Here is a 25,873-nt window from a genome sequence, read left to right as displayed (position 1 = left end):
GCGCGGGGGAGCCCCCGCGCTCCAGCTCACGGCCGGGCGCGCCCCGGTGTCAGGACTGCGCGGGGTGCGCGCCGCCGCGCGGGAAACGGGACCTGTGCGGGGCGCGGGCCGCTGACCGAGAAGCGGGCCCTACGCCGGGTGCTGCCCGCCGAAGGCCCCGGGGTGGATCTGGTCCCGGGTCGCCGTGTACTGCTGCCGCACCGCCCCGCCCACCGCCAGCTCGTCACCGGGCTCCAGCACCTGGGCCGCCGCACCCTGCCAGGCCGGGGGAGTGCGCGGGTCGAGGGAGCCCTGCGAGACCCCGAGCGCCCAGGCCGCCTGCCGGGCCGCGCCGATCGCCGCGTACTGGGCGGGCTGCGGCACCACGACCTGCGTGCCGAACACCGCCGGAGCCAGCGCCTGTACGGCGGGGAGCTCGGCGGCGGCCCCCAGCAGGAACACCCGCCGCACCTCCACACCCCGCCCGCGCAGCACGTCCAGGGCGTCGGCGAGCGAGCACAGCATGCCCTCGAACGAGGCGCGCGCCAAGTGCTCGGGCTTCATCGACTCACGCCGCAGCCCGCAGAGGGTGCCGGCGGTGTGGGGAAGCTGAGGAGTGCGCTCGCCCTCCAGATAGGGGAGCAGGACGAGCCCCGAGGCCCCGGGCGTCGACTTCAGGGCGAGGGCGGACAACTCCTCCAGCCCGTCCAGCCCCAGCATCTCGGCGGTGCCGCGCAGGGCACGTACGGCGTTGGAGAGGTGAACGACCGGCAGATGCATGCCGGTGGCGTCGGCGAACGAGGTGATCATCCCGCTCGGATCGGCGAGCGCCTCGTGGTGGACCGCCATCACGGACCCGGAGGCCCCCAGCGACACCACCGCGTCGCCCACGGCGACCCCGAGCCCGAAGGCGGCGGCCATGGTCTCGCCGGTGCCCGCGGAGATCAGCAGCCCTTCCGGGGTCATCCCGGCGGAGTCCGCGGGCCCGAGCACCTCGGGCAGGGCGGCGGAGTGCCCGAGGGCCAGCTCGACCAGATCGGGCCGGTAGGAGCCGGACCCGGCCGACCAGTAGCCGGTGCCCGATGCGGCACCCCGGTCCGTGGTCCGCCGGGCGGGCCGGCCCAGCAACTGCCACACGAGCCAGTCGTGCGGCTGGAGCACGGCGGCCACCCGCTGGGCGTTCTCCGGCTCGGTCCGCGCCAGCCAGCGCAGCTTCGCCACCGGCTGCGCGGCGCTCGGCACGGCCCCGACGGCTTCGGCCCAGGCCTGCCGCCCGCCCAGCCCGTCGACGAGATCGGCCGCGGCGACCTGCGCCCGCCGGTCGTTGCCGAGCAGGGCCGGGCGTACGAGATTGCCCTGCTGGTCCAGAGGGACGAGCCCGTGCTGCTGCGCGGAGACCCCGATGGCCTGCACGCCTTCGAGCAGCCCGCCGGAGGCCGCCTCACCGAGCGAGAGCAGCCAGGCCTGCGGATCGACCTCGGCGGCTTTGGCCTCGACCGGATGGGCGGCGTACCCCTCCCGGAGCACGGCGCCCGAATCCGTGTCGCAGACGACGATGTGAGTGAAGGCGGAAGAACTGTCCAGCCCCGCGACTATGCCCATAGGGAGATTCTGCCGCACCGCGGGACCATCCCGGAACTCACCTGCGCCCCACGGCACCCTCAGGTGTTGGTCGTCCCCCAGTCGTCCTCGAAGCCGTTCTGGCTGCTGCGGTCCCGCAGCGACCGGACCCGCTCGGCGACCGATGCGGGGACCTTGTCCCCGACCTTGTCGCTGACCGAGTGGTACGCCTTGCCGGCGATGTCCCGCCCGCTGTGGGCGGCGCTCTCGGCGGCGTTGCGCACGGCGGGGTTCTCCGTGAACTGCCGGGCCGACTTCTTCAACTGCTCGTAACGCTCGCGCCCGGCTCGCGTGCCGAGCACGTAACCGAGGGCCACTCCGGCGATGAACGTGAGCCGGTACCGCATGGCTGCCACCCTTCCTACGCTTGGTGCGACGTGTGCAGCCCGCCTACCCGCGAGCACCCGAGATCACCCCGGGCGATACCGATTGGCGGAGCACCCCCCTGCTTGCGCTAATGTATGTGTCGCAGCGAACGCGCGCCGCCCGGCAGCCGCCAGGCAGGTACGATTTCGAAGCAACGCAGCAATCCCCTGTAGCTCAATTGGCAGAGCAGCCGGCTGTTAACCGGCAGGTTACTGGTTCGAGTCCAGTCGGGGGAGCGCGATCCCCTGTAGCTCAATTGGCAGAGCATTCGGCTGTTAACCGGAGGGTTACTGGTTCGAGTCCAGTCGGGGGAGCAGAACGGGAGAGGGCCCTTCGGGGTCCTCTTTCGCGTGCGCGCCCTGATCCCCTCCAGGGCGGTGGACAGGGCCTCGGTACGACTCTTTCGGGTCGTCTCGATCTTCCCTGCAACCGGGCAGCACGCAGCGACGTCCTCAAGATCAGGTGAAGTCGGCCAACCGAAGCGAGAGATCGTATGACCGGCTATGCTGCGGCAGACGGTGCGCACACTTGTACGCGCCACGCCGAAACGGGGCGGTAGCTCAGCCGGTTAGAGCAGCGGACTCATAATCCGTCGGCCGTGGGTTCGAGTCCCACCCGCCCCACCGTTCGGATCTCGTGGAGAACCGTTTCTACCCGCGGGAACGTGAAACGGGGGCCGCCACTTCGGAGTGGCGGCCCCCGTTCATTCGTTCGGATCAAGAACCAGGGGACACACAGGGGGCGGGAGCGGCCCGGGGGCGGCAGCCCTCCGCGCGGCGTACCGTCGCCTGTTCGGAGCCTTGCGGGAGGCCTGCCTCGCCGCCGCCGGGGCGGGCCCGTCGGGAGCAGCACCCCTCGGCGCGGTCGGCGTCACTCCGCCGCGACGGCGCGCCGGACCGTCTCGCGCAGGAGTGTGCGGCGCTGCTCGTGCAGCTCGGGAGGTTCGTCGGCGGTCGCCGCGTAGACGTTGCTGACCGGTGACCAGGCCATGGACATACCGATGACCAGGGCCAGCACGTCGAACGGATCGCCCGGGCGCACCCGGCCGGCCGCCTGGGCCTCGGCGATGGCACGCAGTTTGCGGTCGTCGTAGTGCTCGTGCTCGACGACGAGGTGACCGGCCGGGCGGCGTTCCAGACGGGCCCAGGTGGCCAGCCGGATCAGGTCGGGGCGCAGGAGGTACTCGTCGTAGAGCCGTACGGCCCAGTCCGCGAGGTCGGCCGCGTCGATCGGCACGACGTTCGTGATCCGCTCCAGGGACGCGTGGAAGATCGCGTCGAAGAGCCGCTCCTTGTTGCCGAAGTAGGCATAGAGCTGCGCCTTGTTGGTGCGCGCGGCGGCCACGATCCGCTCGATACGGGCGCCGGCGATGCCGTGCTCGGCGAACTCCTGTGTCGCTGTGTCGAGGATGCGCTGGTAGGTCGCGGCTCCGCGAGGGGTGAGGGGCTGATCCGCCATGTCCACGACGCTATCAGACAGAACAGTTGGTTTGCTTCTCGCCCGGAAGGGTGCCTACTCTCGGATAGACCGAACAGTCTGTTTAAGGAGGAGTCATGCGTTCCACCACCGGATGGCAGGCGGACGGCACCACCGGCACGCTGCGCCGCGCCCCGATCGAGCGTCGCGACCTGCGCGCCGACGATCTCGCCGTGCGGATCGACTACTGCGGCGTCTGCCACACCGACCTGCACGCGCTGGACGGTGACGACGGCGGGGCCGGAAATCTTCTGGTCCCGGGCCACGAGTTCACCGGCGTCGTCACCGCGACCGGGCCCGACGTCTCCGGCTTCGCCGTCGGCGACCTTGTCGCGGTCGGCAACATCGTCGACTCCTGCGGCCGGTGCGCTATGTGCCGGGCGGGCCAGCAGAACTTCTGCCACGACTTCCCGACCCTGACCTACGGCGGCACCGACCGGCACGACGGCTCGCCCACCCTCGGCGGGTACTCCCGCGAGTACGTCGTCCGCGACCGGTGCGCCCACCGCCTTCCCGCGGGCCTCGACCCGGCCGCCGCCGCTCCCCTCCTCTGCGCCGGTGTGACCGTCTGGGAGCCGCTGCGGGCCCTCGGTGTGGGACCCGGGAGCCGGGTCGCCGTGGCGGGGCTCGGCGGGCTGGGGCACCTCGCGGTCAAGATGGCCGTGGCGCTCGGCGCCACCACGTCGGTCGTCAGCCGCTCGCCTGACAAGGCCGAGGACGCGCGCCGCCTCGGCGCGCACGACCTCGTCGTGTCCGGTGATCCGGAACAACTGGCCGCGGCGCGGGACCGGTTCGACGTCGTCATCGACACCATCTCCGCGCCGCACGACCTCGGCCCGTACCTCCGGCTCGTCGCCATGGACGGCACCCTCAGCCAGCTCGGGTACCTCGGGCCCGTCACTGTGGAGACCATGGACCTCCTCGTGGGGCGCAAGAAGCTCAGCTCCGCAGGCAGCGGCGGCCTGCCCGCGACCGCGGCCATGCTGGACTTCTGCGCCGCCCACGGCATCACCGCGGATATCGAACTGCTGCCGTCCTCGCGGGTGAACGAGGCCTTGGAGCGCCTGCGCCGCAACGACGTCCGCTACCGGTTCGTCATCGACCTCGCCGACCTGGACTGAACACCCCACACCCCACGGCTCGTCACGCGGACGCCCGCCCGCTTCGGCCTGCGGCAGGGCGTCCGCGAACGGCGCCTGCGGGTCACCGGCAGGCCGGTGACCCTTCGACGGCCTTGGTGTAGGCGACGAGGAGCTTCTCGATGGCCTCGGGGTCGCCGACGCCCGTGTCGCGCGTCTCGACCACGATGTAGAGGTCCTGCTCCGGGTGCTCCGACACCTCGCAGGACGAAACGGTCCGGCCGACGCCGGCCCTCCCGGTGTGGACGAAGCGTTCGTCCTCCGACAACGTTCCGTCGTCCGTGTGGGAGTACCCCTGCGAGACCGTCGCCGTGGTCTGCCCCTGGGACCACCAGGCCTGGGCGAGGCTGAGAGCATCCTTGCCGTCCACGGACAGGTTGCAGCGCACCGTTCCCCCGTTCGGCTTCACGGTGGCCGTGGTGAGCGAGTCCCCGCCGGGCAGGACGGCTTTCACCAGTGCGGGGTCCACGGCGATTCCGCACAGCGACGCGGGCACGGTGTACGCCTTCTTCGGCGGTCCGTCGCCGGCGCACGCCGACAGCGTGGCGGCGAGGGCGATGGCGGCCGACACGGAGACGGCCGTGCCGATGAACCGGTGACGCCGGAGAGATCCTCGGACAGACGCGGACAACGCGAGCAGCCTCTCGGGGTGATGGCAAGGACGGCTCCGACCGTATCCCGGTGGCGCATCTGCTTCCGGCCAAGTCGGCAACCTGTTCGGTTGCCCCTGCCGGTCGCGGTGCTGTCCCGGCCCCCGGAGCTGTCGGATCAAGGGCCCTGGCTACCATCCCCTGTGACCGAATCAGCCGAACCGCGTGCACGACGCACCCATATACTCGCCGACCTCACGCCCCTGCGGACCTCGCCCGACTACCGGCGGCTCTGGTTCGGGAACACCGTTTCCTGGATCGGCCAGGGCATGACGGCGCTGGCGGTCTCGCTCCAGGTCTACGACATCACCGGGTCCGCGTTCTCCGTCGGGCTCATCGGGTTCTGCTCACTGGTGCCGCTCGTCGTCTTCGGGCTCTACGGCGGGGCCGTCGCCGACACCGTCGACCGGCGCAAGCTCGGGCTGTTCAGCGCCGCCGGGTCGTTCGGGCTCTCCCTCGTCCTGGTGGCGGCGACCGTCGGCGGCATCGAGCACGTCGGGCTGCTGTACGCGATCGTGGCCCTCCAGGCCGTCTGCTTCGCCCTCAACGCCCCGGCCCGCTCCTCGATGATCGCCCGGCTGCTGCCGGCCGAACAACTGCCCGCCGCCAACGCGTTGACGACCATGACCGGCACGACGGGCACGCTCGTGGGTCCGATGCTGGGCGGCCTGATCGTCGGCTGGTGGGGCTACCGGGCCGCGTACACCGTGGACGCCGTCTGCTTCACCGCCTCCCTGTACGCGATGTGGCGCCTGCCCTCGATGCTGCCCGACCGCAAGGACGGCGAGGCGGGCAAGCGGGCCTCCGTCCTGGACGGGCTGCGGTTCCTCGGGACCCGGCCGAATCTGCGGATGACCTTCTTCACCGACCTGTGCGCCATGGTCCTCGCCCACCCCCGCGCCCTGTTCCCGGCCGTCGCCGTCCTCTGGTACGGGGGCGACGCGCGGACCACCGGCCTGCTCGTCGCCGCCCCGGCCCTCGGCGCGCTGCTCGGCGGGGTGTTCTCCGGCTGGCTCGGCCGGATCCGGCGGCACGGACTCGCGATCCTGCTGGCGGTCGGCTTCTGGGGCACCGCCATCGCCGTCTTCGGACTCACCCGCAACCTCTGGCTCGGGCTGGTGTTCCTGGCCCTCGCCGGCTGCGCGGACACCGTCTCCATGGTCTTCCGCAACACGATGCTCCAGGCGGCCGTGCCCGACGAACTGCGCGGCCGCCTCCAGGGCGTCTTCATCGTCGTCGTGGCGGGCGGCCCCCGCCTCGGCGACTTTCTGGCGGGCTCGGTGGCCGACCTCGCATCGCCCACCGTCGCCGTCACCGGTGGCGGCGTCCTGTGCGTCACCGGCGTCGCCCTGCTCGCGCTGAAGTGGCGCGCCTTCGCCCGCTACGACGCCCGCGACCCGCAACCGTAGCCGTAGCCGTAGCGGACGAGAGAGCCGTCAGGCCGTGTACCCGCCGTCCACCGCCAGCGTGGTGCCGGTGATCCACCGCGCCTCCGGGCCCGCCAGGAAGGCCACCGCGTTCGCGATGTCCACGTCGGCCCCCATGACCTTCGCCGCCGTCCTCAGACGCTCCGCCTCGGCCACCTCCGTACCCGCCGGATTCATGTCGGTCACCGTGGGGCCGGGGTCCACGATGTTCGCGGTGATCCCCTTGGGCGCCACGTCGTGCGCCAGGCCCTTGGTGAAGCCGACCAGCGCCGACTTGCTCATCGCGTACAGCGTCACGTTCGACACGGGGACGCGGGCGCCCCAGCAGCTCCCGATGCTGATGACCCGTCCGCCGTGTCCCATGTGGGGGAGGGCGGCCTGGGTGGCGAGGTAGACGGCCCGCACATTGACCGCGAGCGTGCGGTCGATCTCGGCCAGGGGCGTGTCCTCGACCGGGCCGAAGGGGAAGATCCCGGCGTTGTTCACCAGGATGTCGAGGCGGCCGAACGCGGCCGCGGCCCGCTCCACGGAGTCCACGACGGCCGCCGGGTCCGCGCTGTCGGCCCGGACGGCCAGCGCCTTGCGGCCCAGGGCCTCGATCGCCGCCACGACCTCCGCCGCCTTGTCGGCCGCGTTCACATAGGTCAGCGCCACATCCGCGCCGCCCTCCGCCAGTCGGAGAGCGACCGCGGCGCCTATGCCGCGACTTCCCCCGGTCACCAACGCCACTCTGCCCGCGAGCTGAGACATCTTGTTCCTTCCGCCGCCATGGTGAGCTATTTTTAGGTCGAACGATCTAAAAATACACACCGGGCAGACTGGGGTGGCACGAACTCCCTTACGAGAAGGCAGATATGGCTGAAAGAGGACGACCGCGGGCGTTCGACCGCACGGTGGCGCTGCGGGGCGCGATGGAGGTGTTCTGGGAGCTCGGCTACGAGGGCACGAAGCTCACCGATCTGACCGGCGCCATGAACATCAACTCCGCCAGCCTGTACAACACCTTCGGTTCGAAGGAGCAGTTGTTCCGCGAGGCCGTGGCGCTCTACGGCAGCACCACGGGCTCGGCGACCACCCGCGCGCTGCGCGAGGAGCCGACGGCCCGGGCCGCCGTCGAAGCCATGCTGCGCGGGAACATCGACATCTTCGCCGACACGGGCACGCCCAGCGGCTGCATGATCGTCCTCGCGGCCGCCAACTGCGCCCACCAGAACAGAGGCGTCGCCGAGCATCTGGCCGGCCACCGCCGGAGAACGGTTGCCGAGCTGGAGGACAGGCTGGAACGCGCGATCATCGAAGGTGAGTTGGCACCGGAGACGGACGTCCGCTCCGTCGCCGACTTCTACGCGACCATCCTGTACGGCCTCTCGATCGAGGCGCGCGACGGCGTGCCCGTGGAGCGGCTCCGCTCCACGGTGGACCGGGCCGTCGGCCTCTGGGACACCCTGGTGCGACAGGCGGCCCCGCAGCCATGAGCGGGTCCTGAACCGTGTCTAACCGACGATCGAGCGGGCGAAGCCCAGGTCCACGAGGTCCTGCGGGCGCAGCCGCAGTTGGTCGGCGGTGGCGCCCGTCTCCGACGGCGGCCGCTTGAGGATCGCCGCGGCCAGTTCCGGGGCGATGACGGAGAAGTAACTGTCCACCGTGACATGGGTGTTGCCCGGTGCCGCGAGCGCCAGCGCCCCGCCCGAACCGCCCTCACCGATCACCAGCGTCGTCACCGGGATCCGGGCCGCCGCGATCGCCGCGAAGGTGTCCGCGATGGCCGCGCCCGCGCCCGCCCGCTCCGCCTCGGCGTCGTTGGCCGCGCCGGGGGTGTCGACCAGGGTCAGGACGGGGATACCGAGCCGGTCCGCCAGCCGGATCGTCCGGGCCGCCGCGCGGTATCCGGCCGGGCGGGTCGGCGTACCGCACTGGGCGACGTACGCCACCGGCTGCCCGTCCGCGCGCAGCCCGAAGCCGCAGAGCAGCCCGGGGTCCGTGGAGCCGGAGCGGTCCCCGTGGAGCGGGAGCCGTACGGCGAAGTAGTCGGCCAGATACGCCTCCGCGCGCGGCCGTCGCGGATCGCGCGCCCGCGCCACCGCCTCCCGCCCGGTCTCGGGAAGCGGGGCCGCCGGGTCCCTGTCGGCCACGGACTCGGCACCGGCCGCCGACGGCGTACCGGCTGCCGATCCCGTAGCGGCTCCCGCGCCCGTGCCGGCTCCCGCCTCCATACCGGCTCCCGATCCCGTACCGCCTCCCGATCCCGTACCGGCTCCGGCCCCCGGCTCGCCACCGCCCGCCGACAGCGCACCCGGCACCGGCGCTGCGGGCAGTTCCTCGTGCGGCCCCAGTGCGCGCAGCCAGTCCGTCACCGTGGCGGTCAGCTCGTCGGCCGGGACGACCGCGTCCACCTGGCCCGCCGCGAACTGGCCCTCGGCGCTGTACGCGTACGGGTCGGCACCCGGTGGCCGTACCCGGGAACCGGCGAAGCCCACCTGCGCGCCCGGCAGCGCCAGCACCACATCCGCGCCCGCCCCCACCGTGGCCCAGCCGCCGCCGGTCGTCGGGTCGCGGACCACCGCGATCTGCGGGAGGCCGGCCGCGCGCAGCCGGACGGAGGCCGCGGCCACCCGCTGGAGCTGGGTGAGCGCGACCATGCCCTCCTGCATCCGGCTGCCGCCCGTGGCGACGAGCGCGAGCAGCGGAAGGCGGCGGGTCAGGGCCAGTTCGTACGCGGCCGCCAGTCGGTCTCCGGTCTGCCGGCCCAACGAGCCGCCCAGGAAGCCGAATTCGAAGGAGAGCAGGACGCACGCGCGGTCCCCGACGACCCCGGTGCCGTACACCACGGACTCTTCCTCGCCGGTCCGGGCCGAGGCGCGTTCCCGTGCCGCGTCGTACCCGGCCCAGCCGAGCGGGCCGTCCGGCGGCAGGGGGCTCGGCGACGGGCGGTGCTCGGTGAAGCCCGCCGCGCCGGTGAGCAGGGCGATCGCCTCACGAGCCGTCGCGCGGGCGGGGGTGGCGTCAGGCACGGAGCGACCTCTTCATGATCTTGCCCAGGTCGTTGCGGGGCAGCGCGTCCAGGTAGCGCACGGTGCGCGGGCGCTTGTGCGGGGCCAGCTGGGCCGCCACCCGGTCCGCCAACTCCTGCGGGGAGGGCGGGGATTCGGGGTCCGTCGCGACCACCCAGGCCACCACCCGCTCGCCGAGGTCCGGATCCTCCTCGCCGGTCACCGCCACTTCCCGGACTCCGGGGTGGGCGAGGAGCACGTTCTCGATCTCGCCCGCGCCGATCTTGTAGCCGCCGCTCTTGATCAGGTCGGTGGCCTTGCGCCCGACGATGGTGACGTACCCGTCCGGGTCCACCGTGCCCACGTCGCCCGTACGGAACCAGCCGTCCGCCGTATGGGCGGCAGCCGTGGCGTCGGGCCGGTTGAGGTAGCCGGTGAACAGGTTGGGGCCCCGGACCTGGATCTCGCCGATGGCGCCGGGCTCGTCGAGCACCGCGCCGTCGTCCTCCGCGAGGCGCAGCTCCACCCCGGCGAGCGGCGGCCCCACCGTACCCGGGCGTGGTACGCCGTCCGCCCGGATCCCCGTGTTCATCAGGGTCTCCGTCATGCCGTACCGCTCGATCACCCGCCGCCCGGTCGCCGCCGCGATGCGCTCGTGGTCGTGCACGGGCAGCGCCGCCGAACCGGAGACCAGCAGCCGCGCCCCGCCCAACGCCCCTGCCAGCGCGTCCCGTTCGGTGGTACCCGCCGGTCCGTCCAGCGCCTCCGCCAGCCGGTGGTACATCGTCGGTACACCGAACAGCATCGTGCCCCCGGACCCCAGCTCACGGGCCACGCCCTCGGGCGAGAACTTCCCCAGGTGGCGCACGGAGCCGCCGCGCCGCAGCGGGCCGAGGACGCCCAGGATCAGCCCGTGGACGTGGAACAGCGGCAGCGCGTGGACCAGGACGTCGTCGCCGGTCCACCCCCAGGCGTCCTCCAGCGCGTCCAGGGAAGCGGCGACGGCCCGGCGAGGCAGGACGGCCCCCTTGGGCGGGCCGGTGGTGCCGGAGGTGTAGACGATCAGGGCCGGATCCTCGGGACCGGCCTCGCCGGTCTCGTACACGTCGGGGCCCGCCGCGCCCGCCCCGTGCGCCGGAGAGCCTGCCGGGGCTACCGGGACCGCCGCCGCTCGCGCGTCCACCGTCACCCGCCGCAGCTTCTCCAGCCCCGGGGGCAGCTCGTCGTCCGGGCCCGCCAGCACGGCCGTGGGCTCGCTGTCGCCCAGGATGTGCGCCAGCTCGCGTTCGCCCGTACGAGGGTTGAGCGGCACCGCCGGAACCCCGGCCCGCAGCGCCGCCACCACCGCGATCACCGTCTCCGGCGTCGGGGTGGCCCAGACGGCGACCCGGCCCGCGTCCGCGATCCGGGCGGCGAGGGCGGTGGAGGCGGCGGCCAGCTCGCCGTAGGACAGGGAGAGGGCGCCGAACCGGACGGCCTCCCGGGAGGCTGCCGGGCCGGTGGGGGACTGGAGCGCGGGAAGAAGGAGGGTCACGCCGGGAAGCCTAGGGCGTCGGCGGCGGCACCGCCGGGACCCGGAGACCGATGAGGGCAGCGTCACCCCAGGTCGGGCATTCGGAGGGCCCGCCCCGTCCGCCACATGGCTGCACGGAGCATCGAACCGCAATTTCGACACAGCATTGACAAATTAATTTTGCGTTGCCAGCATGCAAAAAGCTTGCTCAGTAAGCGAGTTGGAGCGCTCTCTCCAGGGAAAAACCGGCCCGCACCCGAGCGCCCGAGCCTCCCCCTGCACGTCGCAAAGCGCGACAGCGCCTTGCCTGACAGACCCCACGTACCGTCAGGAAGGAACCACTCGACCATGTCACCCGCACCCCCGCGGTGGTCCAGATACGCCACCGCCCTCGCCGCCCTCCTCGCGGCCACGCTCGCCGTCCCCGCCGCAGGACCGGCCCTCGCCGCCGACCCCGAGACGCGAGCCCCGCGCATCGCGGCCGACATCCCCGCCGCCGACTACCAGCAGGTCCAACTCGCCCTCGGAGCAGCCAAACTGGGCGAGGCCATGTCGCTCGCCGTGCTGCCCGACCGGTCCGTACTGCACACCGCCCGCGACGGCACGGTCCGGCTGACCGACGCCGCCGGGTCGACGAAGACGGCGGGCAAGCTCGACGTCTACACCCACGACGAAGAGGGCCTCCAGGGCATCGCCGTCGACCCGGACTTCACGGCCAACCGCTTCGTCTACCTCTACTACTCCCCGCTCCTGAACACGCCGCCCGGCGACGCCCCCACCACCGGCTCGGCCGCCGACTTCGCAGCATGGAAGGGGCACCTCAACCTCTCCCGCTTCGTCCTCAAGGCCGACGGCACGCTCGACCTCGGCAGCGAGAAGGTCGTCCTGGAAGTCGAGAGCGACCGGGGCCAGTGCTGCCACGTCGGCGGCGACATCGACTTCGACGCCGCCGGGAATCTGTATCTGACCACCGGGGACGACACCAACCCCTTCGAGTCGGCCGGCTACGCCCCGATCGACGAACGTACCGACCGCAACCCGCAGTTCGACGCCCAGCGCTCCTCCGGCAACACCAACGACCTGCGCGGCAAGCTGCTCCGCATCAAGCCCACGGCCGACGGCGGCTACACCGTCCCGGCGGGCAACCTCTTCGCGCCCGGCACCGCGAACACCCGTCCCGAGATCTACGCGATGGGCTTCCGCAACCCGTTCCGGATGTCCGTCGACAAGGAGTCCGGAGCCGTCTACATCGGCGACTACGGCCCCGACGCCGGAACCACCGACCCGAACCGGGGCCCCAGCGGCCAGGTCGAGTTCAACCGGGTCACCCAGCCCGGCAACTTCGGCTGGCCGTACTGCACGGGCACCAACACGCCCACGGAGACGTACGGCGAGTACACCTTCCCCGGCGGCCCGTCCGGCGCGAAGTACGCCTGTGCCTCCGGCCCCGCCAACAACTCCTTCCGCAACACCGGCCTCGCCACCCTGCCGCCCGCCCAGCCCGCCTGGATCCGGTACGCCGGCGACGCGGGCTCCCCGCCGGAGTTCGGCGGCGGCTCCGAGTCCCCGATGGCCGGGCCCGTATACAACTTCGACGCCGACCTCGACTCCGCCGTGAAGTTCCCCGCCTCCCTCGACGGCCGCTTCTTCGCCACCGAGTACGGCCGCAAGTGGATCAAGCCGGTCGAGGTCAAGGCCGACGGATCACCGGGAACCATCGACACCTTCCCGTGGACCGGCACCCAGGTCATGGACTCCGCGTTCGGACCCGACGGCGCGCTCTACGTCCTCGACTACGGCACCGGCGCGGGCAACCAGGCCCTGTACCGCGTCGAGTACCTCGCGGGCAGCAACCGGTCCCCGGTCGCCAAGGCCGCCGCCGACAAGACGTCCGGGCCCACCCCGCTCGCCGTCTCCTTCTCCTCGGCCGGCAGCGCCGACCCCGAGGGCGGAAACCTCACCTACGCCTGGGACTTCGGCGACGGAACCACCTCCACCGACCCGAACCCCAGCCACACCTACACCACCGCCGGGACCTACAACCCGACCCTGACCGTCACCGACCCCGAAGGGCTCACCGGCACCGCGAGCCTGGTCGTGACGGCGGGCAACACCGCACCCACGGTCACCCTCACCACCCCGGCGGACGGCAGCCTCTTCTCCTTCGGCGACTCCGTCCCCTTCACCGTGACCGTCAGCGACCCCGAGGACGGCACGGTCGACTGCTCCAAGGTCAAGGTCACCTACCTCCTCGGCCACGACAGCCACCGCCACCAGATCACCTCGAAGAACGGCTGCTCCGGCACCATCGACGTCCCCGTCGACGGCGAGCACGACAGCGCCGCCAACATCTACGGGGTCTTCGACGCCGAGTACACCGACGCGGGCGGGCTCACCACGCACAGTGACTCCATCCTCCAGCCCCGCCACCGCCAGGGCGAGCACTTCGCCGCCCAGAACGGCATCGAGATCGCCCCGCACGGCCCGGCGGAGGGCGGCGCGACCGTCGGCTACACGGACGACGGCGACTGGGTCTCCTTCGCGCCGTACGTGCTCTCCAACGCCACCTCCATCACGGCCCGGGTCGCCTCGGGCGGCGCGGGCGGCACCCTGGAGGTACGGGCCGGCTCCCCGACGGGCACCCTGCTCTCCTCCCTGCCCGTCGCCCCGACCGGCGGCTGGGAGAACTTCGTGGACGTCACGGCCGACGTGAACAACGCCCCTGCCGGATCAACGGAGTTGTTCTTCGTCTTTACCGGACCGACGGGCCAGGGAAGCCTCTTCGACCTGGACGCCTTCACCTTCACCACTCAGGGAGCGCAGGTGAACGACCGATGAGACGATCCCGTACCCGACGGCTCGCCTGCGCCGTCGCCCTCACCCTCGGGGCCGCCTTCCTGAGCCCCGGCGTACAGAGCGCGGCGGCCGCCGACCCGTACCAGGTCCTGGTCTTCTCCAAGACCGCCGGATTCCGCCACGACTCCATCCCGGCGGGCATCACCGCCCTCCAACAGCTGGGCTCGGAGAACGACTTCACCGTCACCGCCACCGAGGACGCCGCTGCTTTCACCCCGGCGAACCTCGCCGACTACGAAGCCGTCGTCTTCCTCTCCACCACCGGCGACGTCCTGAACGACACCCAGCAGAGCGCCCTGAAGGGGTACGTCGACGGGGGCGGCGGCTTCGTCGGCGTACACGCCGCTGCCGACACCGAGTACGACTGGCCGGAGTACGAGGACCTGGTCGGGGCGTGGTTCCAGAGCCACCCGGCGATCCAGGAGGCCCGCCTCACCACCGAGGACCACGCCCACCCGGCGACCGCGCACCTGGACGACACCTGGACGCGGACCGACGAGTGGTACAACTACCGCTCCAACCCCCGCGACAGCGTCCACGTGCTCCAGTCCCTGGACGAATCCAGCTACAGCGGCGGCGAGATGGGCGACCACCCCATCACCTGGTGCCACGAACAGCAGGAGGGCCGCTCCTTCTACACCGGGCTCGGCCACACCATCGAGTCCTTCGCCGACCCGGACTTCCGCCAACTCCTCCTCGGCGGAGTCCAGTACGCGGCCGGAGCCGTCGAGGCCGACTGCTCCGCCGGTGATCCAGGACCGGGCCCGGGCGGCGACAGCGCGGAGGCGGAGGCGTACACCTCCTCCTCCGGCGTCCAGAGCGCCGCCCACGGATCGGCGAGCGGCGGAGCCACCCTCGGCTACATCGACGACGGCGACTGGGCGGGCTACTCCTCCCTCGACGCCGCCGGGGCCACCGCCTTCACCGCCACCGTCTCCTCGGCCGGTGCGGGCGGCACGATCGAGATCCGCTCCGGCTCGGCCACCGGGCCGCTCCTCGGTTCCGTGGACGTCGCCCCGACCGGCGGCTGGGAGACCTTCACCGAGGTCACCACCACGCTGACCGCCGGAACGGGCCCGCTGTTCCTGCGGTTCACCGGGGGAGCGGGCGCCCTCTTCGACGTGGACCGCTTCACCCTGACCCGCGCCCCGGCCACCGAGGACGAGGGCTCGTCCAACGTGCACCTCTTCTACTACCCCTGGTACGGCACCCCCGAGGGCCCGGCGGGCAGCTGGCGGCACTGGCAGCAGGGCGGCCACACCCCGCCCGACTCCCTCGGCGCCGACCTCTACCCGAAGCTCGGCCCGTACGACTCCGGGGACATCGCCGGAGCCGTCGACCAGCACATGGAGTGGGTGAAACGGTCCGGCGCGGGCGTCATCGTCTACAGCTGGTGGGGCCAAGGGGGGTACGAGGACAGCATCGCCGGTGACGTGATGGACGCCGCCGCCCGCCACGGCATCGAGGTCGCCTGGCACATCGAACCGTACGGCGGCCGTACCGCCGCGTCCGTCGTCGACGACATCGCCTATCTGGAAGGGAAGTTCGGCGACCACCCCGCGTTCTACCGGGACGCGGCCAACGGCGACCGCAACGCCTACTACATCTTCGAGAGCCTGAAGATCCAGGACTGGTCGGCCCTGGACGCAGTCAAGGACACCGCCATCGTCCTCGCCCAGACCACCGACACCAGCAAGGTCGACCACTTCGGCGGGATCTACACCTACGACGGCATCGCCGGCGCCACCGCCCCCGGCTGGAAGAACGCGGGCGACTACGCCAAGGCCAACGGTCTCGTCTGGGCCCCCTCGGTCGCCCCCGGCTACATCGACGACCGGGCCGTCCCCGGCAACACCACCCCGACCCTCGGCCGCGAGGACGGCGCCTCGTACGACCTGGAGTGGAACAACGCCCTCGACCCGGCCATCGGCGGCGACCCCACCTGGGTCTCCGTCACCTCGTTCAACGAGTGGCACGAGGGCAGCTCCATCGAACCCGCCTCCTCCACCCCGCCCCCGGGCCACGGTTACGAGACCTTCGAGGGCGCCTACGGAAAGACCGGGGAAGCCGCCGAGACGGCCTACCTCGACCGGACCGCGTACTGGGCGGACCGGTTCGAAGAACAGCTCCGGCAGCGCCGGTAGCCCGCACACGAACGGCCGCGTTCCGGCGGGAACGCGGCCGTTCTCCACGCCCGACGCGTCACTCGTCGCGCTGGATGGTCCGCATCCGCCCGTACGCGTACACACACCCCGCCAGCGCCAGATCGGACAGCAGCATGAAGCCGATCGCGTAGGAGTCCTTGGCGCTGTAGATCGCGCCCATCACCAGCGGCGGTACGAACCCGCCGAGGCCGCCCATCGCCCCGACGATGCCCGTCACACTGCCCACCTTCGGCTGCGGCGTCACCTGCGAGACCAGGGCGAACACACTGCCGCTCGCGGTGCCGAGCCCGGCCGCCATGGCCAGCAGCGCGATCGTGCCGACCGGGTTCAGCGGCGGCTCGAAGGCCTGCACGATCGCCATCAGCGCGGCCAGCAACAGCGCCACCGAGGTCACCACCGCCGGGTGGATCCGGTCCGAGAGCCAGCCGCCGATCGGCCGGAAGACCACCGTGACCAGGGCGAACCCGGCCGCCTTGGTGCCCGCCTCGGTCGGCGACATCTCGTACCAGGTCTTCAGATACGTCGGCAGATAGACCCCGAACGCCACGATGCCACCGAAGCCGATCGCGTACAGGGCCGACAGCTCCCACGTCACCCGCAGCTTCCCGGCCTCGCCGAGCCGGTGCGCCAGGGTGTCCGTGGGGATCTTCCGGCCCGGGTGGTCGGTCACCAGCACGGCGGCCACCAGCGCGAACACCACGAGCGCCCCCGCGACCACCAGGAACGGCAGATCGTCGCCGTGCTTCGCGATCCGCGGGGTGAAGTACCCCGACAGCGCCACCCCGCCCATGCCCATGCCGAACACACCCAGCGCGAAGCCCCGTTTGTGCGGCGGGAACCACGCGTTGACCAGCGGAACGCCGATCGCGAACGTCGTCCCGCCGAGCCCCAGCAGGAAGCCGACCGCGAGCATCGCCCCGTACGAGTTCTTCGCCGGGATCAGCAGCAGTACCGGCACGATCGTCAGCGCGGAGACCAGTGGGAACATCAGCTTCGCGCCGTACTTGTCCGTCAGCGCCCCCACCGGGATCCGGCCGAGCGACCCGACCAGCACCGGCACAGCCACCAGGAACGACTGCTGGAACGAGCTGAGCCCGAGGCGGTCCTTGTAGTCCCCGGACATCGGCGCGATCAGATTCCACGCCCAGAAGGTCAGCGCGAAGCCGACCGTCGCCAGGATGAGATTGCGGTACGCGGCCGGGGACGGCGCCGCTGCCGCCGGTGCGGGCGGCTCGGGGGACTGCTTGACAGAGGTGTCCACACCAGCAAGTCAAGGGCGCGGGACATCGCACGGCCCGTCGGACTGCGCCGACCGGGCGACTACGGCCCGTCCCCGGGCTTCCTCAGCCAATATCGTCACAAGCTGGGACAATCGCCGTATGGATCGGCTGGACAGGGAAATCCTCGGCATTCTCCAGGAGGACGCCCGGATCTCGTACCGGGATCTGGGCGTACGCGTGGGGCTCAGCGCCAACGCGGCGGGCGACCGGGTCCGCCGGATGCGCCGCGACGGGGTCATCCGGGGCTTCACCGTCATCGTCGACCCGGCCGCCGACACCCGTTCGGGCCTGGTCGTCTTCATCGATGTGACGTTGCGCCTCGACACGACGAACGAGGAGTTCGAACGCTCGGTGCTGATGCTGCCGGGGATCACGGAGGTGGTGCACGTGACCGGCGGCCACGACTACCTCCTGCGGGCCACGGCCGCCGACCCGGGGGCGCTGGACAGCCTGTTGCGGCGGCTGAAACGGGAGGCGGGCGTCGCCCACTCGAACACCCGGATCGCGCTGCGGGCAGCCCCGAAGCACTGAGGCCCGGTCTCGCAGCACTGGGCCGGTTTCGAAGCACTGGGAGCGGGCGAGGACGGGCCCGGGATCAGACCGGGGCCTGCCAGGTCACCGTCGTCGGCCGGCCGCCGTCCTCGCCGCGCCCGTCGTCCGCGACCACCAGCCGCACCCCGATCCGCCCGTCCGGCAGCCGGACCGTGGCGTCCACCTCGACCTCGATGGCCGAGACCCCGGGCCTGCGGTGCGCCGCGGCCAGCGCCCCGCGCAGGGCGGCCAGCAGCTCCCGGCCCGTCTCCTCGCCCACCAGCGCGTCCACGGCCCCGGTGAACTGCACGGACGGCGGGAAGCCCAGCAGGGCCGCCGCGCCCCCGGTCTCCCGCAGCACCCGGCCCCGGAAGGTGCTCGGGGCCGCGGCGGGCGGCTGCTGGAGCGCGAAGATGGCGGTGCGTACCTCCTGGATGGTGGAGTCCAGCTCGTCCACGGCCCGCCCCAGCAGCACCCCGGCCTCCGCCTGCTCCTCGGCCTCCCCGCCGTGCCCCGCCTCCGTGGCGCCCGCGCTCTCCTCCTCCGACGCCGCCCGCCGCCGGGTCGACTCCAGCATCATCTCGGTGGCGAAGAGCCGCTGGACCACCAGATCGTGCAGGTCGCGGGCGATCCGGTCGCGGTCCTCGTACACCGCGAGCTGCTCCCGGTCGGCCTGCGCGTCCGCCAGCACCAGGGCGAGGGCCGCCTGCGAGGCGAACTGCGTCGCCAGCAGCCGGTCGACATCCGTGTAGGGGCGCTCGCCGCGCCGCCGGGGAAGGGCAAGGGTCCCGATGAGCCGCCCGCCGCTCTGCAGCGGCAGCATCATGCTCGGCCCGAAGCGGGAGCGTACGCCGGTGGTCATCCGGGGATCGGTGGCCGAGTCGTCGATGAAGACCGGTTCGCCGCCGAGCAACTGCACGAGCACCGCGGACCCGGGCTCGATCACCGTGCCGACGATGCCCGCCGGATCGTCCGGCGTGGAGGCGGTCACGATCTCCATCCCGCCCGCCTCCGTCGGCTGGAGGATCACCCCGGCCGACGCGCCCGCCAGCACCCGGGCCTGCTCCGCCACCGTCATCAGCGCGTCGGCCGCGTCGCTGCCGGTCAGCAGGGCCGTGGTGACGGCCGCCGCGCCCGCGATCCAGCGCTCGCGCTGCCGGGCCGTCCCGTACAGCCGGGCGTTGCCGATCGCGATGCCCGCCTGGGCGGCCAGCACCCGCAGCAGACCCAGGTCGGCGTCGGTGAACGGCCCCGCCCGCTTCCCGGCGACGTGGAGGTGGCCGAACACCTCGGTGTGCACCACGATCGCCGCCCGGAGGAAGCTCCCCTCAGCCTCCGCCTCCGCCGTTCCGGTGGTGTACAGGGCGTCGATCCGGTCCCGGTCGGGTTCCAGCACGGCGAGCGCACCGTGGCGGGCTTCGGTCAGAGCGGTGGCGGTCTCCACGATCTGCTGGAGGGTGGAGCCCAGATCCAGATCGCTGCCGACGCTGAGGACCGCCTCCAGCAGCATCGGCAGCCGCCCGACGACGGCATCGGACCCAGCCGCTCCGGGCTGAGCCGGTTCCGGCTGAGCCGGCCCGTTCTCGGCCGGTCCGGAGTCCACCGTCCCCGGCGTCCGCGCCGACGCGCTCACCCCGCCAGCGGGTTGAGGACCATCGGCTGGATCTTCCCGTCCAGCATCGCGCCGAGACCGAGCACCGCGCAGACGTCGGGGCGCTCGGCGATGTGCACCGGCATCCCGGTCGCGTCCCGCAGCATCTGGTCGAGGCCCGGGAGCAGAGCGCTGCCGCCGACCATCATGATCCCGCGGTCCGCGAGGTCGGCCACGAGGTCCGGCGGGCAGTCGCGGAGCACCTTGCCCACGCCGTCGAGCACCGCGGTGAGCGGGGTGTTGATGGCCTGCCGTACGGCGGCGGTGTCGACCTGCACCGTGCGGGCCAGCCCGGTCGCCACGTCGCGGCCGTGGATGTCGGTGAGCGCGGGGCCGGTGAGCTGGATGCCGTTGCCGTGCAGGGCCAGCTGGAGCGGGCGCACGGACTGGCTCGGCAGCAGCAGCTCGTGGTGCTGGCGCAGGTACTGGATGATCGCCTCGTCGATCGCGTTGCCGCCCACCGGGATCCGTACGGCGGTCACGATCGAGCCGAGCGAGAGCACCGCGATCTGGGTGGTGGCGGCCCCGCACACCATGATCATGGTGGCGGTCGGCTGCTCGACCGGCAGCCCGCAGCCCACGGCCGCCGCGATCAGCGTGTCCACCAGCTCGACGCGGCGGGCGCCGAGCCCGACGAGGGTCTCCACCGTCGCCCGCTGGGCCAGCGGATCGGCCTCGTGCGGGGTGCAGGCGGCGGCGCGCAGCCGCGGCTTGCGGCGCAACTGGCGGCGGAGCTTGTCGCCCAGCAGATGACGCAGCATCCGCTGGGCCATCTCGATGTCGACGACGCTCCCGCCGGAGACCGGGCGGGCCACCCGGATGTACTCCGGGGTGCGGCCGGTCATCTGCTCGGCGAGCGCGCCGACGGCGATGAGGGAGCCGGTACGGGTGTTGACGGCGGCGACGCTCGGTTCGTCGACGACGAGCCCGAGCCCCTTCACGTACACCCGGGTCCTCGCGGCCCCGAGGTCGACGGCGACATGGCAACGCTGCAACTGCTCAAGGCTGACGGTCACGGCGATTCTCCCGAGCGCGCGGATGGAGGGGGCACCGGCGGCAGCCGGTATCTCTCCTGACAACTGTGGCGCTGTCCGGCCCGTCGCGCGCGTTGAGATGCGCCGGAAGGGGAGCTGGAGCTGACGGCTCCTCAGCTCACGCGCCCGGCAGCAGCCGCTGGAACAGACCCCAGGTGAACTCGGCGACCCGCTCCCGGCCGGACCCGGGATCCGTGACGGCGAGCGACCACCGGGTCGGGGCGCTGCCCTCCATCGGCCGGGCCGGGGGAAAGGCGCGGGCCGCCTCGTCCACGGTGCACGACCAGGGGAGCAGATCGGTTACGGAGGTGAGTTCCGGGCCCGCCGCGCCCGGGGCCCGGACCAGCCACTCGTTCCAGACGGCGCCGCCGGGCCCGGCCATCACCTCGAACCGCAGATCGGGCCAGAGCGGCACCGGCCACAGCAGCGCCTCGCACTCCAGGTCCCCGACCCGGCGCGGCAGGATCAGCTCCGGTTCGCCGAGGACCGAGCGGTAGCGCCGCAGCGATCCGCGTCCCCGGGGCGCCCGCACCATGGCCTGCCAGCGGCGGTTGGCCTCCCGCACGTCGGCGAGGGAGGCGCTGAGTTCGTGCCGGGCATCCTCGACCAGGTCCGGCTGGAAATCGGCCATCCGGCGGAGCAGGACGAGCTGGAACTGGAGCGGGCCGAAGGGGGCGGGAGTGCTCATGCCGCCCATCCTCCCGCGTGTCAGGCGTATCGGACCGGCTGTCCCCGGAAGCCGAGCTTCCTCACACAATCCTCACCTGGGCGGCTTCCCCGGTTGTTCCGCGCGCGCCTAACCTGCGGGCGCCATGGATTACTGCCACCCGTGCCGACGGCATCTCAACGGAGCCCTGGCCTGCGCCGGGTGCGGTACGCCCGCCGAGGCGCTGGGCCCCTATGCGATGCCCGCGCCCGCCGGCCCCGCCCCGGACGAGCCGTACGGGACGACCGCCCGGGCCGGCGAGACCGACGCCCCCCGCCGCACCAGGAGGGCCGCCCGCCGTGACGCCGCCCGCGAGCCCCGCCCCTCCCGGCGGCGGGCCCGCGGCAGCCACCGCAGACGCGGCCGGACCGTGCTGCTCGGAGCCCTCGGGCTGCTCCTCGCCGCAGGTGCGCTGAGCCTGGCGGAACTGGCCCTTGAGCCCGGGCAGGACGACACCGCGGCCGACTTCGTCAGCGACGCGCCGGGCGACCCGGCCAAGCCCCCGCCCGCGGAGACCTCCGCCGACGCACCCCGCGACCCCGGCCCTGTCGGCTCCCGGGCCGGGGCGACCACGGGCCCCGGCACGGACGCGAAACCGGCGGACGCCCGCAGCGGGAGCCCGGACCCGTCCGGGTCGCCGAGCCCCGACGCTTCCACCCCGGACGAGCCCACCGCCTCCCCGGACCCGGACGAGGTTGACCCGTCCGACGCCCCGGACAGCCCGCCCGCCGACCCACCGGGCTCGGACGACCCGCAGCAGCCGACGACCGCGCCCGCACCCCCGCCGCCCCCGGCGGAGCCGACGCCCAGCCCGACCCCCTCCCCGACCTGCACCCGCTTCCTGTGGTGGTGCACGTAGGCGCGACGCCTACGGGGTCTCCTCGCCCAGCATCCGGCGCAGCAGATCCCGCAGCACCGTGCGCTCGGCATCCGAGAGCCCGGCCAGCGGCTCCCGGGCGAAGTCCAGCGCGTCCCGCAGCTCACGGGCCGTGCGCCGGCCCGTCTCCGTCGCGGCGGCCAGCTTCACCCGCCGGTCGGCCGGATCGGGCCGGCGCTCGACCAGGCCCCGGGTCTCCAGCCGGTCGACGATCCCGGTGACGTTCGACGGCTCGCACTTCAGCCTGACGGCGATCTTCCGCATCGGCAGGGGCTCCAGCGAGAGCAGCCCGAGCACCCGTGCCTGCGCGCCCGTGAGGGAGTGCTCGGCGGCGGCCCGGTCGTACTCCTCGTGGTAGCGCGCCACGACGGTGCCGATGAGCTCGACGACCTCAAGGGTAAGGGTGTCTGTACGAGTGGCCATGGACGACAGCGTACCGATTTACTTGACATCATGAAATATTCAGGAGCATGGTTGTTTCATGTCATGAAGCTTTTCGCGCAGTAGCCAGTACGGCGCGGAGGCTCACCCCCCGTAGGACATTGAGGAGAACCCGAGCCCATGTCTGCAGCACTTCCCACGTCCAGCCGCGAATGGCACCTCGTCGCCCGCCCGCACGGCTGGCCCAAGGCCGAGGACTTCGCGCTGCGTGAGGCCGCGGTGGCCGCTCCGGCCGAAGGCCGCATCCTCGTCCGCAACAAGTACTTCTCGGTCGACCCGTACATGCGCGGCCGGATGAACGACGTGAAGTCCTACACCCCGCCCTTCAAGCTGGACCACCCCATGGACGGCGGCGCGGTCGGCGAGGTCATCGCCTCGAACGCCGAGGGCTTCGCCGTCGGCGACCACGTCCTGCACGGCCTCGGCTGGCGCGAGATCGCCGACCTGCCCGCCAAGCACGCGGTGAAGGTCGACCCCGACATCGCCCCGCTCTCCGCCTACCTCGGCGTGCTCGGCATGCCCGGACTCACCGCCTACGCGGGCCTGTTCGAGGTCGCCTCCTTCAAGGAGGGCGACGCGGTCTTCGTCTCCGGCGCGGCCGGAGCCGTCGGCAGCCAGGTCGGCCAGATGGCGAAGCTCAAGGGCGCCTCCCGGGTCATCGGCTCCGCGGGCTCCGACGAGAAGGTCAAGCTCCTCACCGAGGAGTACGGCTTCGACGCCGCCTTCAACTACAAGAACGGGCCGGTCCGCGACCAGCTCAAGGCGGCCGCCCCCGACGGCATCGACGTCTACTTCGACAACGTCGGCGGCGAGCACCTCGAAGCCGCGATCTCCTCGCTCAACGTCCACGGCCGCGCCACCATCTGCGGCATGATCGCCCAGTACAACGCCACCGAGCCGACCCCCGGCCCGAACAACATGGCGATGATCATCGGCAAGCGGCTGCGCCTCCAGGGTGTCCTCGTGAGCGACCACTCCGACCTCCAGCAGCAGTTCGTCCAGGAGGTCGCCGGCTGGCTGGCCTCGGGCGAGCTGAAGTTCCAGGAGACCAAGGTCGAGGGTATCGAGAACGGCTACGACGCCTTCGTCGGCCTGCTCCGCGGCGAGAACACCGGCAAGATGATCGTCTCCCTGGTCTGACCCACCGCCTGTCCCCGCAGGCCACGCGTTAGGCTCATCCGCAGGCCGTCGCGATCGTGGGCGCGAGTCGCGGCGCACCAACCGGAGGAATCGTCACACCATGACCATCCAGAAGATCGACGTCGCCTACACCGCCGTCGCCACCGCCGAGAACGGCCGCGACGGCCGGGTCTCCTCCGACGACGGTCAGCTCGACGTCGTCGTGAACCCGCCGAAGGCCATGGGCGGCAGCGGCGCGGGCACCAACCCCGAGCAGCTCTTCGCCGCGGGCTACAGCGCCTGCTTCCAGGGCGCGCTGGGCGTCGTCGCCCGCCAGGAGAAGGCCGACATCTCCGGCTCGACGGTGACCGCCTCGGTCTCCATCGGCAAGACCGAGGCCGGCGGCTTCGGCCTGGAGGTCGCGATCAGCGCCTCCATCCCGAACGTCGACGCCGCCACCGCGCAGGCGCTCATCGAGAAGGCCCACCAGGTCTGCCCGTACTCGAACGCCACCCGCGGCAACATCAAGGTCGAGCTGTCGGTCGCCTGACCGGACACCGCACCGCACGCGAGGACCGCAGCCCGCTCCGGGGTGCGGTCCTCGCCGCGTTTCCGCACGCCGTACGCTGACGCCCATGAGTGATCTCGGGGCGGGTTTCGGTTACTTGATGAAGGGGCAACGCTGGGTTGCCCGACACGGACGATGGTTCGGCTTCGGGCTGCTGCCCGGACTCGTCACCCTCGTCGTCTACGCCGGAGCGCTGATCGGGCTCGGCTACGGCGCCGACGACCTCGTCGGCTGGGCGACCCCGTTCGCCGACGACTGGTCCTCACCCTGGCAGGGACTGCTGCGCACCGGGCTGACCGCGCTCGTCTTCGTCTTCGGCCTGTTCCTCGCGGTCATCACCTTCACCGCCGTGACCCTCCTGGTCGGCCAGCCCTTCTACGAGTCGCTCTCCGAGGAGGTCGACCGCAGCGAGGGCGGCGAGGTCCCCGAGTCCGGACTGCCGCTCTGGCGGGAACTGTGGATCTCCGCCCGCGACTCCGTACGCATCCTGCTGCGTGTCGCCCTGTACGGGATCATCCTCTTCGCCTGCGGTTTCATCCCGGTCGTCGGGCAGACCGTGGTCCCCGCGATCGGCTTCTGCGTCTCCGGCTACTTCCTGGCCGAGGAGCTGACCGCCGTCGCCCTCCAGCGCCGGGGCATGGTCCTCAAGGACCGCCTCGTCCTGCTCCGCGGCCGCCGGCTGCTGGTGCTCGGCTTCGGCGTCCCGCTGGTCCTGTCCTTCCTGATCCCGTTCGTCGCGGTGTTCCTGATGCCGGGAGCCGTCGCCGGGGCCACCCTGCTCGCCCGCGACCTGGTCGACCCGGACCCGGACGGCAGGCCCGGAACCGCCGACAGCGGTGACGCTCCGGCCTCCCGGGCGTGGTCCGCATGACCGAGCTGCTGGCGGTCGCCGCCATCACCGTCCTCGCGGTCGTCTCCCCGGGCGCCGACTTCGCCATGGTCGTCCGCAACAGCTATCTGTACGGGCGCACCACCGGCGTCCTCGCGGCCGCCGGCGTCGCCGCGGGCGTCCTGGTCCACGTCACGTACACGATGCTCGGCGTCGGGCTGCTCATCGCCTCCTCGACCGCCCTGTTCACCGCGGTCAAGCTGGCCGGCGCCGCCTATCTGATCTACATCGGGGTGCGCACCTTCCTGGCCCGCGCCGACCTCGACGTCGACCTGTCGGACCGGCCGGGACTCTCCCCGTTCGGGGCGCTGCGCAGCGGCTTCCTGACCAACGCGCTCAACCCGAAGACGACCCTGTTCGTCGTCGCGACCTTCACCCAGGTCGTCGGCCCCGACACGGCGCTCTGGCAGCAGGCGGGGTACGGCCTGTTCATGTCCGCCGCCCACCTCGGCTGGTTCGCCCTGGTCGCGCTGTTCTTCTCGCACTCCCGGCTGCGCGGCGCGATGCTGCGCCGCCAGAAGGCCCTGAACCGCGGAATCGGCTCGGTCCTGGTCGGCCTCGGCGTCACCCTGGGCCTGGCCCGCTGAGCGGAGCAC

The 25,873-nt window shown here is 72.4% G+C and carries 23 protein-coding genes and 3 tRNA genes; 14 read left to right on the top strand and 12 right to left on the bottom strand.

The window, feature by feature from the left end; translation table 11 throughout:
* Positions 1–129 precede the first annotated feature (129 nt).
* Entirely contained in the window at positions 130–1,581 is a 1,452-nt protein-coding gene (locus IE134_RS11010) for an FGGY family carbohydrate kinase (protein ID WP_030708084.1), read from the bottom strand.
* A 59-nt stretch (positions 1,582–1,640) separates the two neighbouring features.
* Entirely contained in the window at positions 1,641–1,946 is a 306-nt protein-coding gene (locus IE134_RS11005) for a hypothetical protein (protein WP_003969335.1), read from the bottom strand.
* A 182-nt stretch (positions 1,947–2,128) separates the two neighbouring features.
* On the opposite strand from IE134_RS11005, the gene IE134_RS11000 reads away from it, so the two are divergent.
* The 3 genes from IE134_RS11000 to IE134_RS10990 all read left to right on the top strand — a co-directional run bounded on the left by IE134_RS11000 (position 2,129) and on the right by IE134_RS10990 (position 2,588).
* Positions 2,129–2,201 (top strand) — tRNA-Asn (locus IE134_RS11000).
* Positions 2,202–2,206: 5 nt separating this feature from the next.
* Positions 2,207–2,279, top strand: a tRNA-Asn gene (locus IE134_RS10995).
* A gap of 235 nt (positions 2,280–2,514) precedes the next feature.
* Positions 2,515–2,588: transfer RNA gene (locus IE134_RS10990), tRNA-Ile, on the top strand.
* 247 nt (positions 2,589–2,835) lie between these two features.
* Here IE134_RS10990 and IE134_RS10985 read toward each other — a convergent pair.
* Positions 2,836–3,423, bottom strand: a complete 588-nt coding sequence (locus IE134_RS10985; protein WP_030708081.1) for a TetR/AcrR family transcriptional regulator — start codon at positions 3,421–3,423, stop codon at positions 2,836–2,838.
* Positions 3,424–3,518: 95 nt separating this feature from the next.
* Here IE134_RS10985 and IE134_RS10980 point away from each other — a divergent pair, with 95 nt between their 5' ends.
* Positions 3,519–4,562, top strand: coding sequence for an NAD(P)-dependent alcohol dehydrogenase (locus tag IE134_RS10980; RefSeq protein ID WP_189430335.1), 1,044 nt, complete (start codon positions 3,519–3,521; stop codon positions 4,560–4,562).
* Positions 4,563–4,644: 82 nt separating this feature from the next.
* Here IE134_RS10980 and IE134_RS10975 read toward each other — a convergent pair whose 3' ends face one another.
* On the bottom strand, positions 4,645–5,151 hold the full coding sequence (locus tag IE134_RS10975) for a hypothetical protein (protein ID WP_189430334.1): 507 nt from the start codon (positions 5,149–5,151) through the stop codon (positions 4,645–4,647).
* A 222-nt stretch (positions 5,152–5,373) separates the two neighbouring features.
* Between IE134_RS10975 and IE134_RS10970 the strand changes: the two genes are divergently transcribed.
* Positions 5,374–6,639, top strand: a complete 1,266-nt coding sequence (locus IE134_RS10970; RefSeq protein WP_189430332.1) for an MFS transporter — start codon at positions 5,374–5,376, stop codon at positions 6,637–6,639.
* Positions 6,640–6,666: 27 nt separating this feature from the next.
* Here IE134_RS10970 and IE134_RS10965 read toward each other — a convergent pair whose 3' ends face one another.
* The gene (locus IE134_RS10965; protein ID WP_030708073.1) at positions 6,667–7,407 is read right to left on the bottom strand and encodes an SDR family NAD(P)-dependent oxidoreductase; all 741 of its coding nucleotides are present in this window, start codon (positions 7,405–7,407) and stop codon (positions 6,667–6,669) included.
* A gap of 104 nt (positions 7,408–7,511) precedes the next feature.
* Here IE134_RS10965 and IE134_RS10960 point away from each other — a divergent pair, with 104 nt between their 5' ends.
* Positions 7,512–8,132, top strand: coding sequence for a TetR/AcrR family transcriptional regulator (locus IE134_RS10960; RefSeq protein WP_030708070.1), 621 nt, complete (start codon positions 7,512–7,514; stop codon positions 8,130–8,132).
* A gap of 18 nt (positions 8,133–8,150) precedes the next feature.
* Here IE134_RS10960 and IE134_RS10955 read toward each other — a convergent pair whose 3' ends face one another.
* Positions 8,151–9,668 carry a carboxyl transferase domain-containing protein gene (locus tag IE134_RS10955; RefSeq protein ID WP_189430330.1) on the bottom strand — a complete coding sequence of 506 codons (1,518 nt, stop codon included), beginning with the start codon at positions 9,666–9,668 and terminating at the stop codon, positions 8,151–8,153.
* The gene (locus IE134_RS10950) at positions 9,661–11,181 is read right to left on the bottom strand and encodes an acyl-CoA synthetase (RefSeq protein WP_098895497.1); all 1,521 of its coding nucleotides are present in this window, start codon (positions 11,179–11,181) and stop codon (positions 9,661–9,663) included. Before IE134_RS10950 ends, IE134_RS10955 begins: the two co-directional genes overlap by 8 nt.
* A gap of 327 nt (positions 11,182–11,508) precedes the next feature.
* On the opposite strand from IE134_RS10950, the gene IE134_RS10945 reads away from it, so the two are divergent.
* Positions 11,509–13,998 carry a PQQ-dependent sugar dehydrogenase gene (locus tag IE134_RS10945; RefSeq protein ID WP_189430328.1) on the top strand — a complete coding sequence of 830 codons (2,490 nt, stop codon included), beginning with the start codon at positions 11,509–11,511 and terminating at the stop codon, positions 13,996–13,998.
* Entirely contained in the window at positions 13,995–16,160 is a 2,166-nt protein-coding gene (locus IE134_RS10940; RefSeq protein ID WP_189430326.1) for a glycoside hydrolase family 99 protein, read from the top strand. Before IE134_RS10945 ends, IE134_RS10940 begins: the two co-directional genes overlap by 4 nt.
* A 58-nt stretch (positions 16,161–16,218) precedes the next feature.
* On the opposite strand, the gene IE134_RS10935 is transcribed toward IE134_RS10940, so the two are convergent.
* Entirely contained in the window at positions 16,219–17,442 is a 1,224-nt protein-coding gene (locus IE134_RS10935) for a nitrate/nitrite transporter (protein WP_030708060.1), read from the bottom strand.
* Positions 17,443–17,560: 118 nt separating this feature from the next.
* On the opposite strand from IE134_RS10935, the gene IE134_RS10930 reads away from it, so the two are divergent.
* Positions 17,561–17,992, top strand: coding sequence for an Lrp/AsnC family transcriptional regulator (locus tag IE134_RS10930; RefSeq protein WP_030577666.1), 432 nt, complete (start codon positions 17,561–17,563; stop codon positions 17,990–17,992).
* Between the two features lie 64 nt (positions 17,993–18,056).
* On the opposite strand, the gene IE134_RS10925 is transcribed toward IE134_RS10930, so the two are convergent.
* The 3 genes from IE134_RS10925 to IE134_RS10915 all read right to left on the bottom strand — a co-directional run bounded on the left by IE134_RS10925 (position 18,057) and on the right by IE134_RS10915 (position 21,365).
* Positions 18,057–19,502 carry a sensor histidine kinase gene (locus IE134_RS10925; RefSeq protein ID WP_098017152.1) on the bottom strand — a complete coding sequence of 482 codons (1,446 nt, stop codon included), beginning with the start codon at positions 19,500–19,502 and terminating at the stop codon, positions 18,057–18,059.
* Positions 19,503–19,621: 119 nt separating this feature from the next.
* Entirely contained in the window at positions 19,622–20,659 is a 1,038-nt protein-coding gene (locus tag IE134_RS10920) for a rod shape-determining protein (protein WP_030708055.1), read from the bottom strand.
* Between the two features lie 136 nt (positions 20,660–20,795).
* Positions 20,796–21,365: a hypothetical protein gene (locus IE134_RS10915; RefSeq protein WP_189430323.1), complete on the bottom strand. Its 570-nt coding sequence runs from the start codon at positions 21,363–21,365 to the stop codon at positions 20,796–20,798.
* A gap of 124 nt (positions 21,366–21,489) precedes the next feature.
* Here IE134_RS10915 and IE134_RS10910 point away from each other — a divergent pair, with 124 nt between their 5' ends.
* On the top strand, positions 21,490–22,242 hold the full coding sequence (locus IE134_RS10910) for an SCO2400 family protein (RefSeq protein WP_030708051.1): 753 nt from the start codon (positions 21,490–21,492) through the stop codon (positions 22,240–22,242).
* 9 nt (positions 22,243–22,251) lie between these two features.
* Here the strand turns inward: IE134_RS10910 and IE134_RS10905 are convergent, their stop codons facing one another.
* Positions 22,252–22,683: a MarR family winged helix-turn-helix transcriptional regulator gene (locus IE134_RS10905; RefSeq protein ID WP_030708049.1), complete on the bottom strand. Its 432-nt coding sequence runs from the start codon at positions 22,681–22,683 to the stop codon at positions 22,252–22,254.
* A gap of 138 nt (positions 22,684–22,821) precedes the next feature.
* Between IE134_RS10905 and IE134_RS10900 the strand changes: the two genes are divergently transcribed.
* The 4 genes from IE134_RS10900 (at position 22,822) to IE134_RS10885 (ending at position 25,864) form a co-directional block, all read left to right on the top strand.
* Positions 22,822–23,841, top strand: coding sequence for an NADP-dependent oxidoreductase (locus IE134_RS10900; RefSeq protein WP_030708046.1), 1,020 nt, complete (start codon positions 22,822–22,824; stop codon positions 23,839–23,841).
* A 100-nt stretch (positions 23,842–23,941) separates the two neighbouring features.
* On the top strand, positions 23,942–24,370 hold the full coding sequence (locus IE134_RS10895; protein WP_006124225.1) for an organic hydroperoxide resistance protein: 429 nt from the start codon (positions 23,942–23,944) through the stop codon (positions 24,368–24,370).
* A gap of 85 nt (positions 24,371–24,455) precedes the next feature.
* Positions 24,456–25,259 (top strand): EI24 domain-containing protein, encoded by an 804-nt coding sequence (locus IE134_RS10890; RefSeq protein ID WP_030708045.1) that lies wholly within the window; start codon positions 24,456–24,458, stop codon positions 25,257–25,259.
* Positions 25,256–25,864, top strand: a complete 609-nt coding sequence (locus IE134_RS10885; RefSeq protein WP_029182722.1) for a LysE family translocator — start codon at positions 25,256–25,258, stop codon at positions 25,862–25,864. The genes IE134_RS10890 and IE134_RS10885 overlap by 4 nt, the downstream gene beginning before the upstream one ends.
* Positions 25,865–25,873 lie beyond the last annotated feature (9 nt).

Source organism: Streptomyces rubiginosohelvolus (assembly GCF_014649875.1).
GTDB lineage: Bacteria > Actinomycetota > Actinomycetes > Streptomycetales > Streptomycetaceae > Streptomyces > Streptomyces rubiginosohelvolus.
Note: the sequence above shows the minus strand (reverse complement) of the source record. Positions and strands in the feature narration are given on the sequence as shown.

What these genes read in the sequence shown, in the direction of transcription:
- IE134_RS11010 (WP_030708084.1), bottom strand. Translation starts at nt 1,581, where the DNA reads ATGGGCATAGTCGCGGGGCTGGACAGTTCTTCCGCCTTCACTCACATC.
- IE134_RS11005 (WP_003969335.1), bottom strand. Translation starts at nt 1,946, where the DNA reads ATGCGGTACCGGCTCACGTTCATCGCCGGAGTGGCCCTCGGTTACGTG.
- IE134_RS10985 (WP_030708081.1), bottom strand. Translation starts at nt 3,423, where the DNA reads ATGGCGGATCAGCCCCTCACCCCTCGCGGAGCCGCGACCTACCAGCGC.
- IE134_RS10980 (WP_189430335.1), top strand. Translation starts at nt 3,519, where the DNA reads ATGCGTTCCACCACCGGATGGCAGGCGGACGGCACCACCGGCACGCTG.
- IE134_RS10965 (WP_030708073.1), bottom strand. Translation starts at nt 7,407, where the DNA reads ATGTCTCAGCTCGCGGGCAGAGTGGCGTTGGTGACCGGGGGAAGTCGC.
- IE134_RS10960 (WP_030708070.1), top strand. Translation starts at nt 7,512, where the DNA reads ATGGCTGAAAGAGGACGACCGCGGGCGTTCGACCGCACGGTGGCGCTG.
- IE134_RS10945 (WP_189430328.1), top strand. Translation starts at nt 11,509, where the DNA reads ATGTCACCCGCACCCCCGCGGTGGTCCAGATACGCCACCGCCCTCGCC.
- IE134_RS10940 (WP_189430326.1), top strand. Translation starts at nt 13,995, where the DNA reads ATGAGACGATCCCGTACCCGACGGCTCGCCTGCGCCGTCGCCCTCACC.
- IE134_RS10930 (WP_030577666.1), top strand. Translation starts at nt 17,561, where the DNA reads ATGGATCGGCTGGACAGGGAAATCCTCGGCATTCTCCAGGAGGACGCC.
- IE134_RS10925 (WP_098017152.1), bottom strand. Translation starts at nt 19,502, where the DNA reads ATGCTGCTGGAGGCGGTCCTCAGCGTCGGCAGCGATCTGGATCTGGGC.
- IE134_RS10915 (WP_189430323.1), bottom strand. Translation starts at nt 21,365, where the DNA reads ATGAGCACTCCCGCCCCCTTCGGCCCGCTCCAGTTCCAGCTCGTCCTG.
- IE134_RS10910 (WP_030708051.1), top strand. Translation starts at nt 21,490, where the DNA reads ATGGATTACTGCCACCCGTGCCGACGGCATCTCAACGGAGCCCTGGCC.
- IE134_RS10905 (WP_030708049.1), bottom strand. Translation starts at nt 22,683, where the DNA reads ATGGCCACTCGTACAGACACCCTTACCCTTGAGGTCGTCGAGCTCATC.
- IE134_RS10900 (WP_030708046.1), top strand. Translation starts at nt 22,822, where the DNA reads ATGTCTGCAGCACTTCCCACGTCCAGCCGCGAATGGCACCTCGTCGCC.
- IE134_RS10895 (WP_006124225.1), top strand. Translation starts at nt 23,942, where the DNA reads ATGACCATCCAGAAGATCGACGTCGCCTACACCGCCGTCGCCACCGCC.
- IE134_RS10890 (WP_030708045.1), top strand. Translation starts at nt 24,456, where the DNA reads ATGAGTGATCTCGGGGCGGGTTTCGGTTACTTGATGAAGGGGCAACGC.
- IE134_RS10885 (WP_029182722.1), top strand. Translation starts at nt 25,256, where the DNA reads ATGACCGAGCTGCTGGCGGTCGCCGCCATCACCGTCCTCGCGGTCGTC.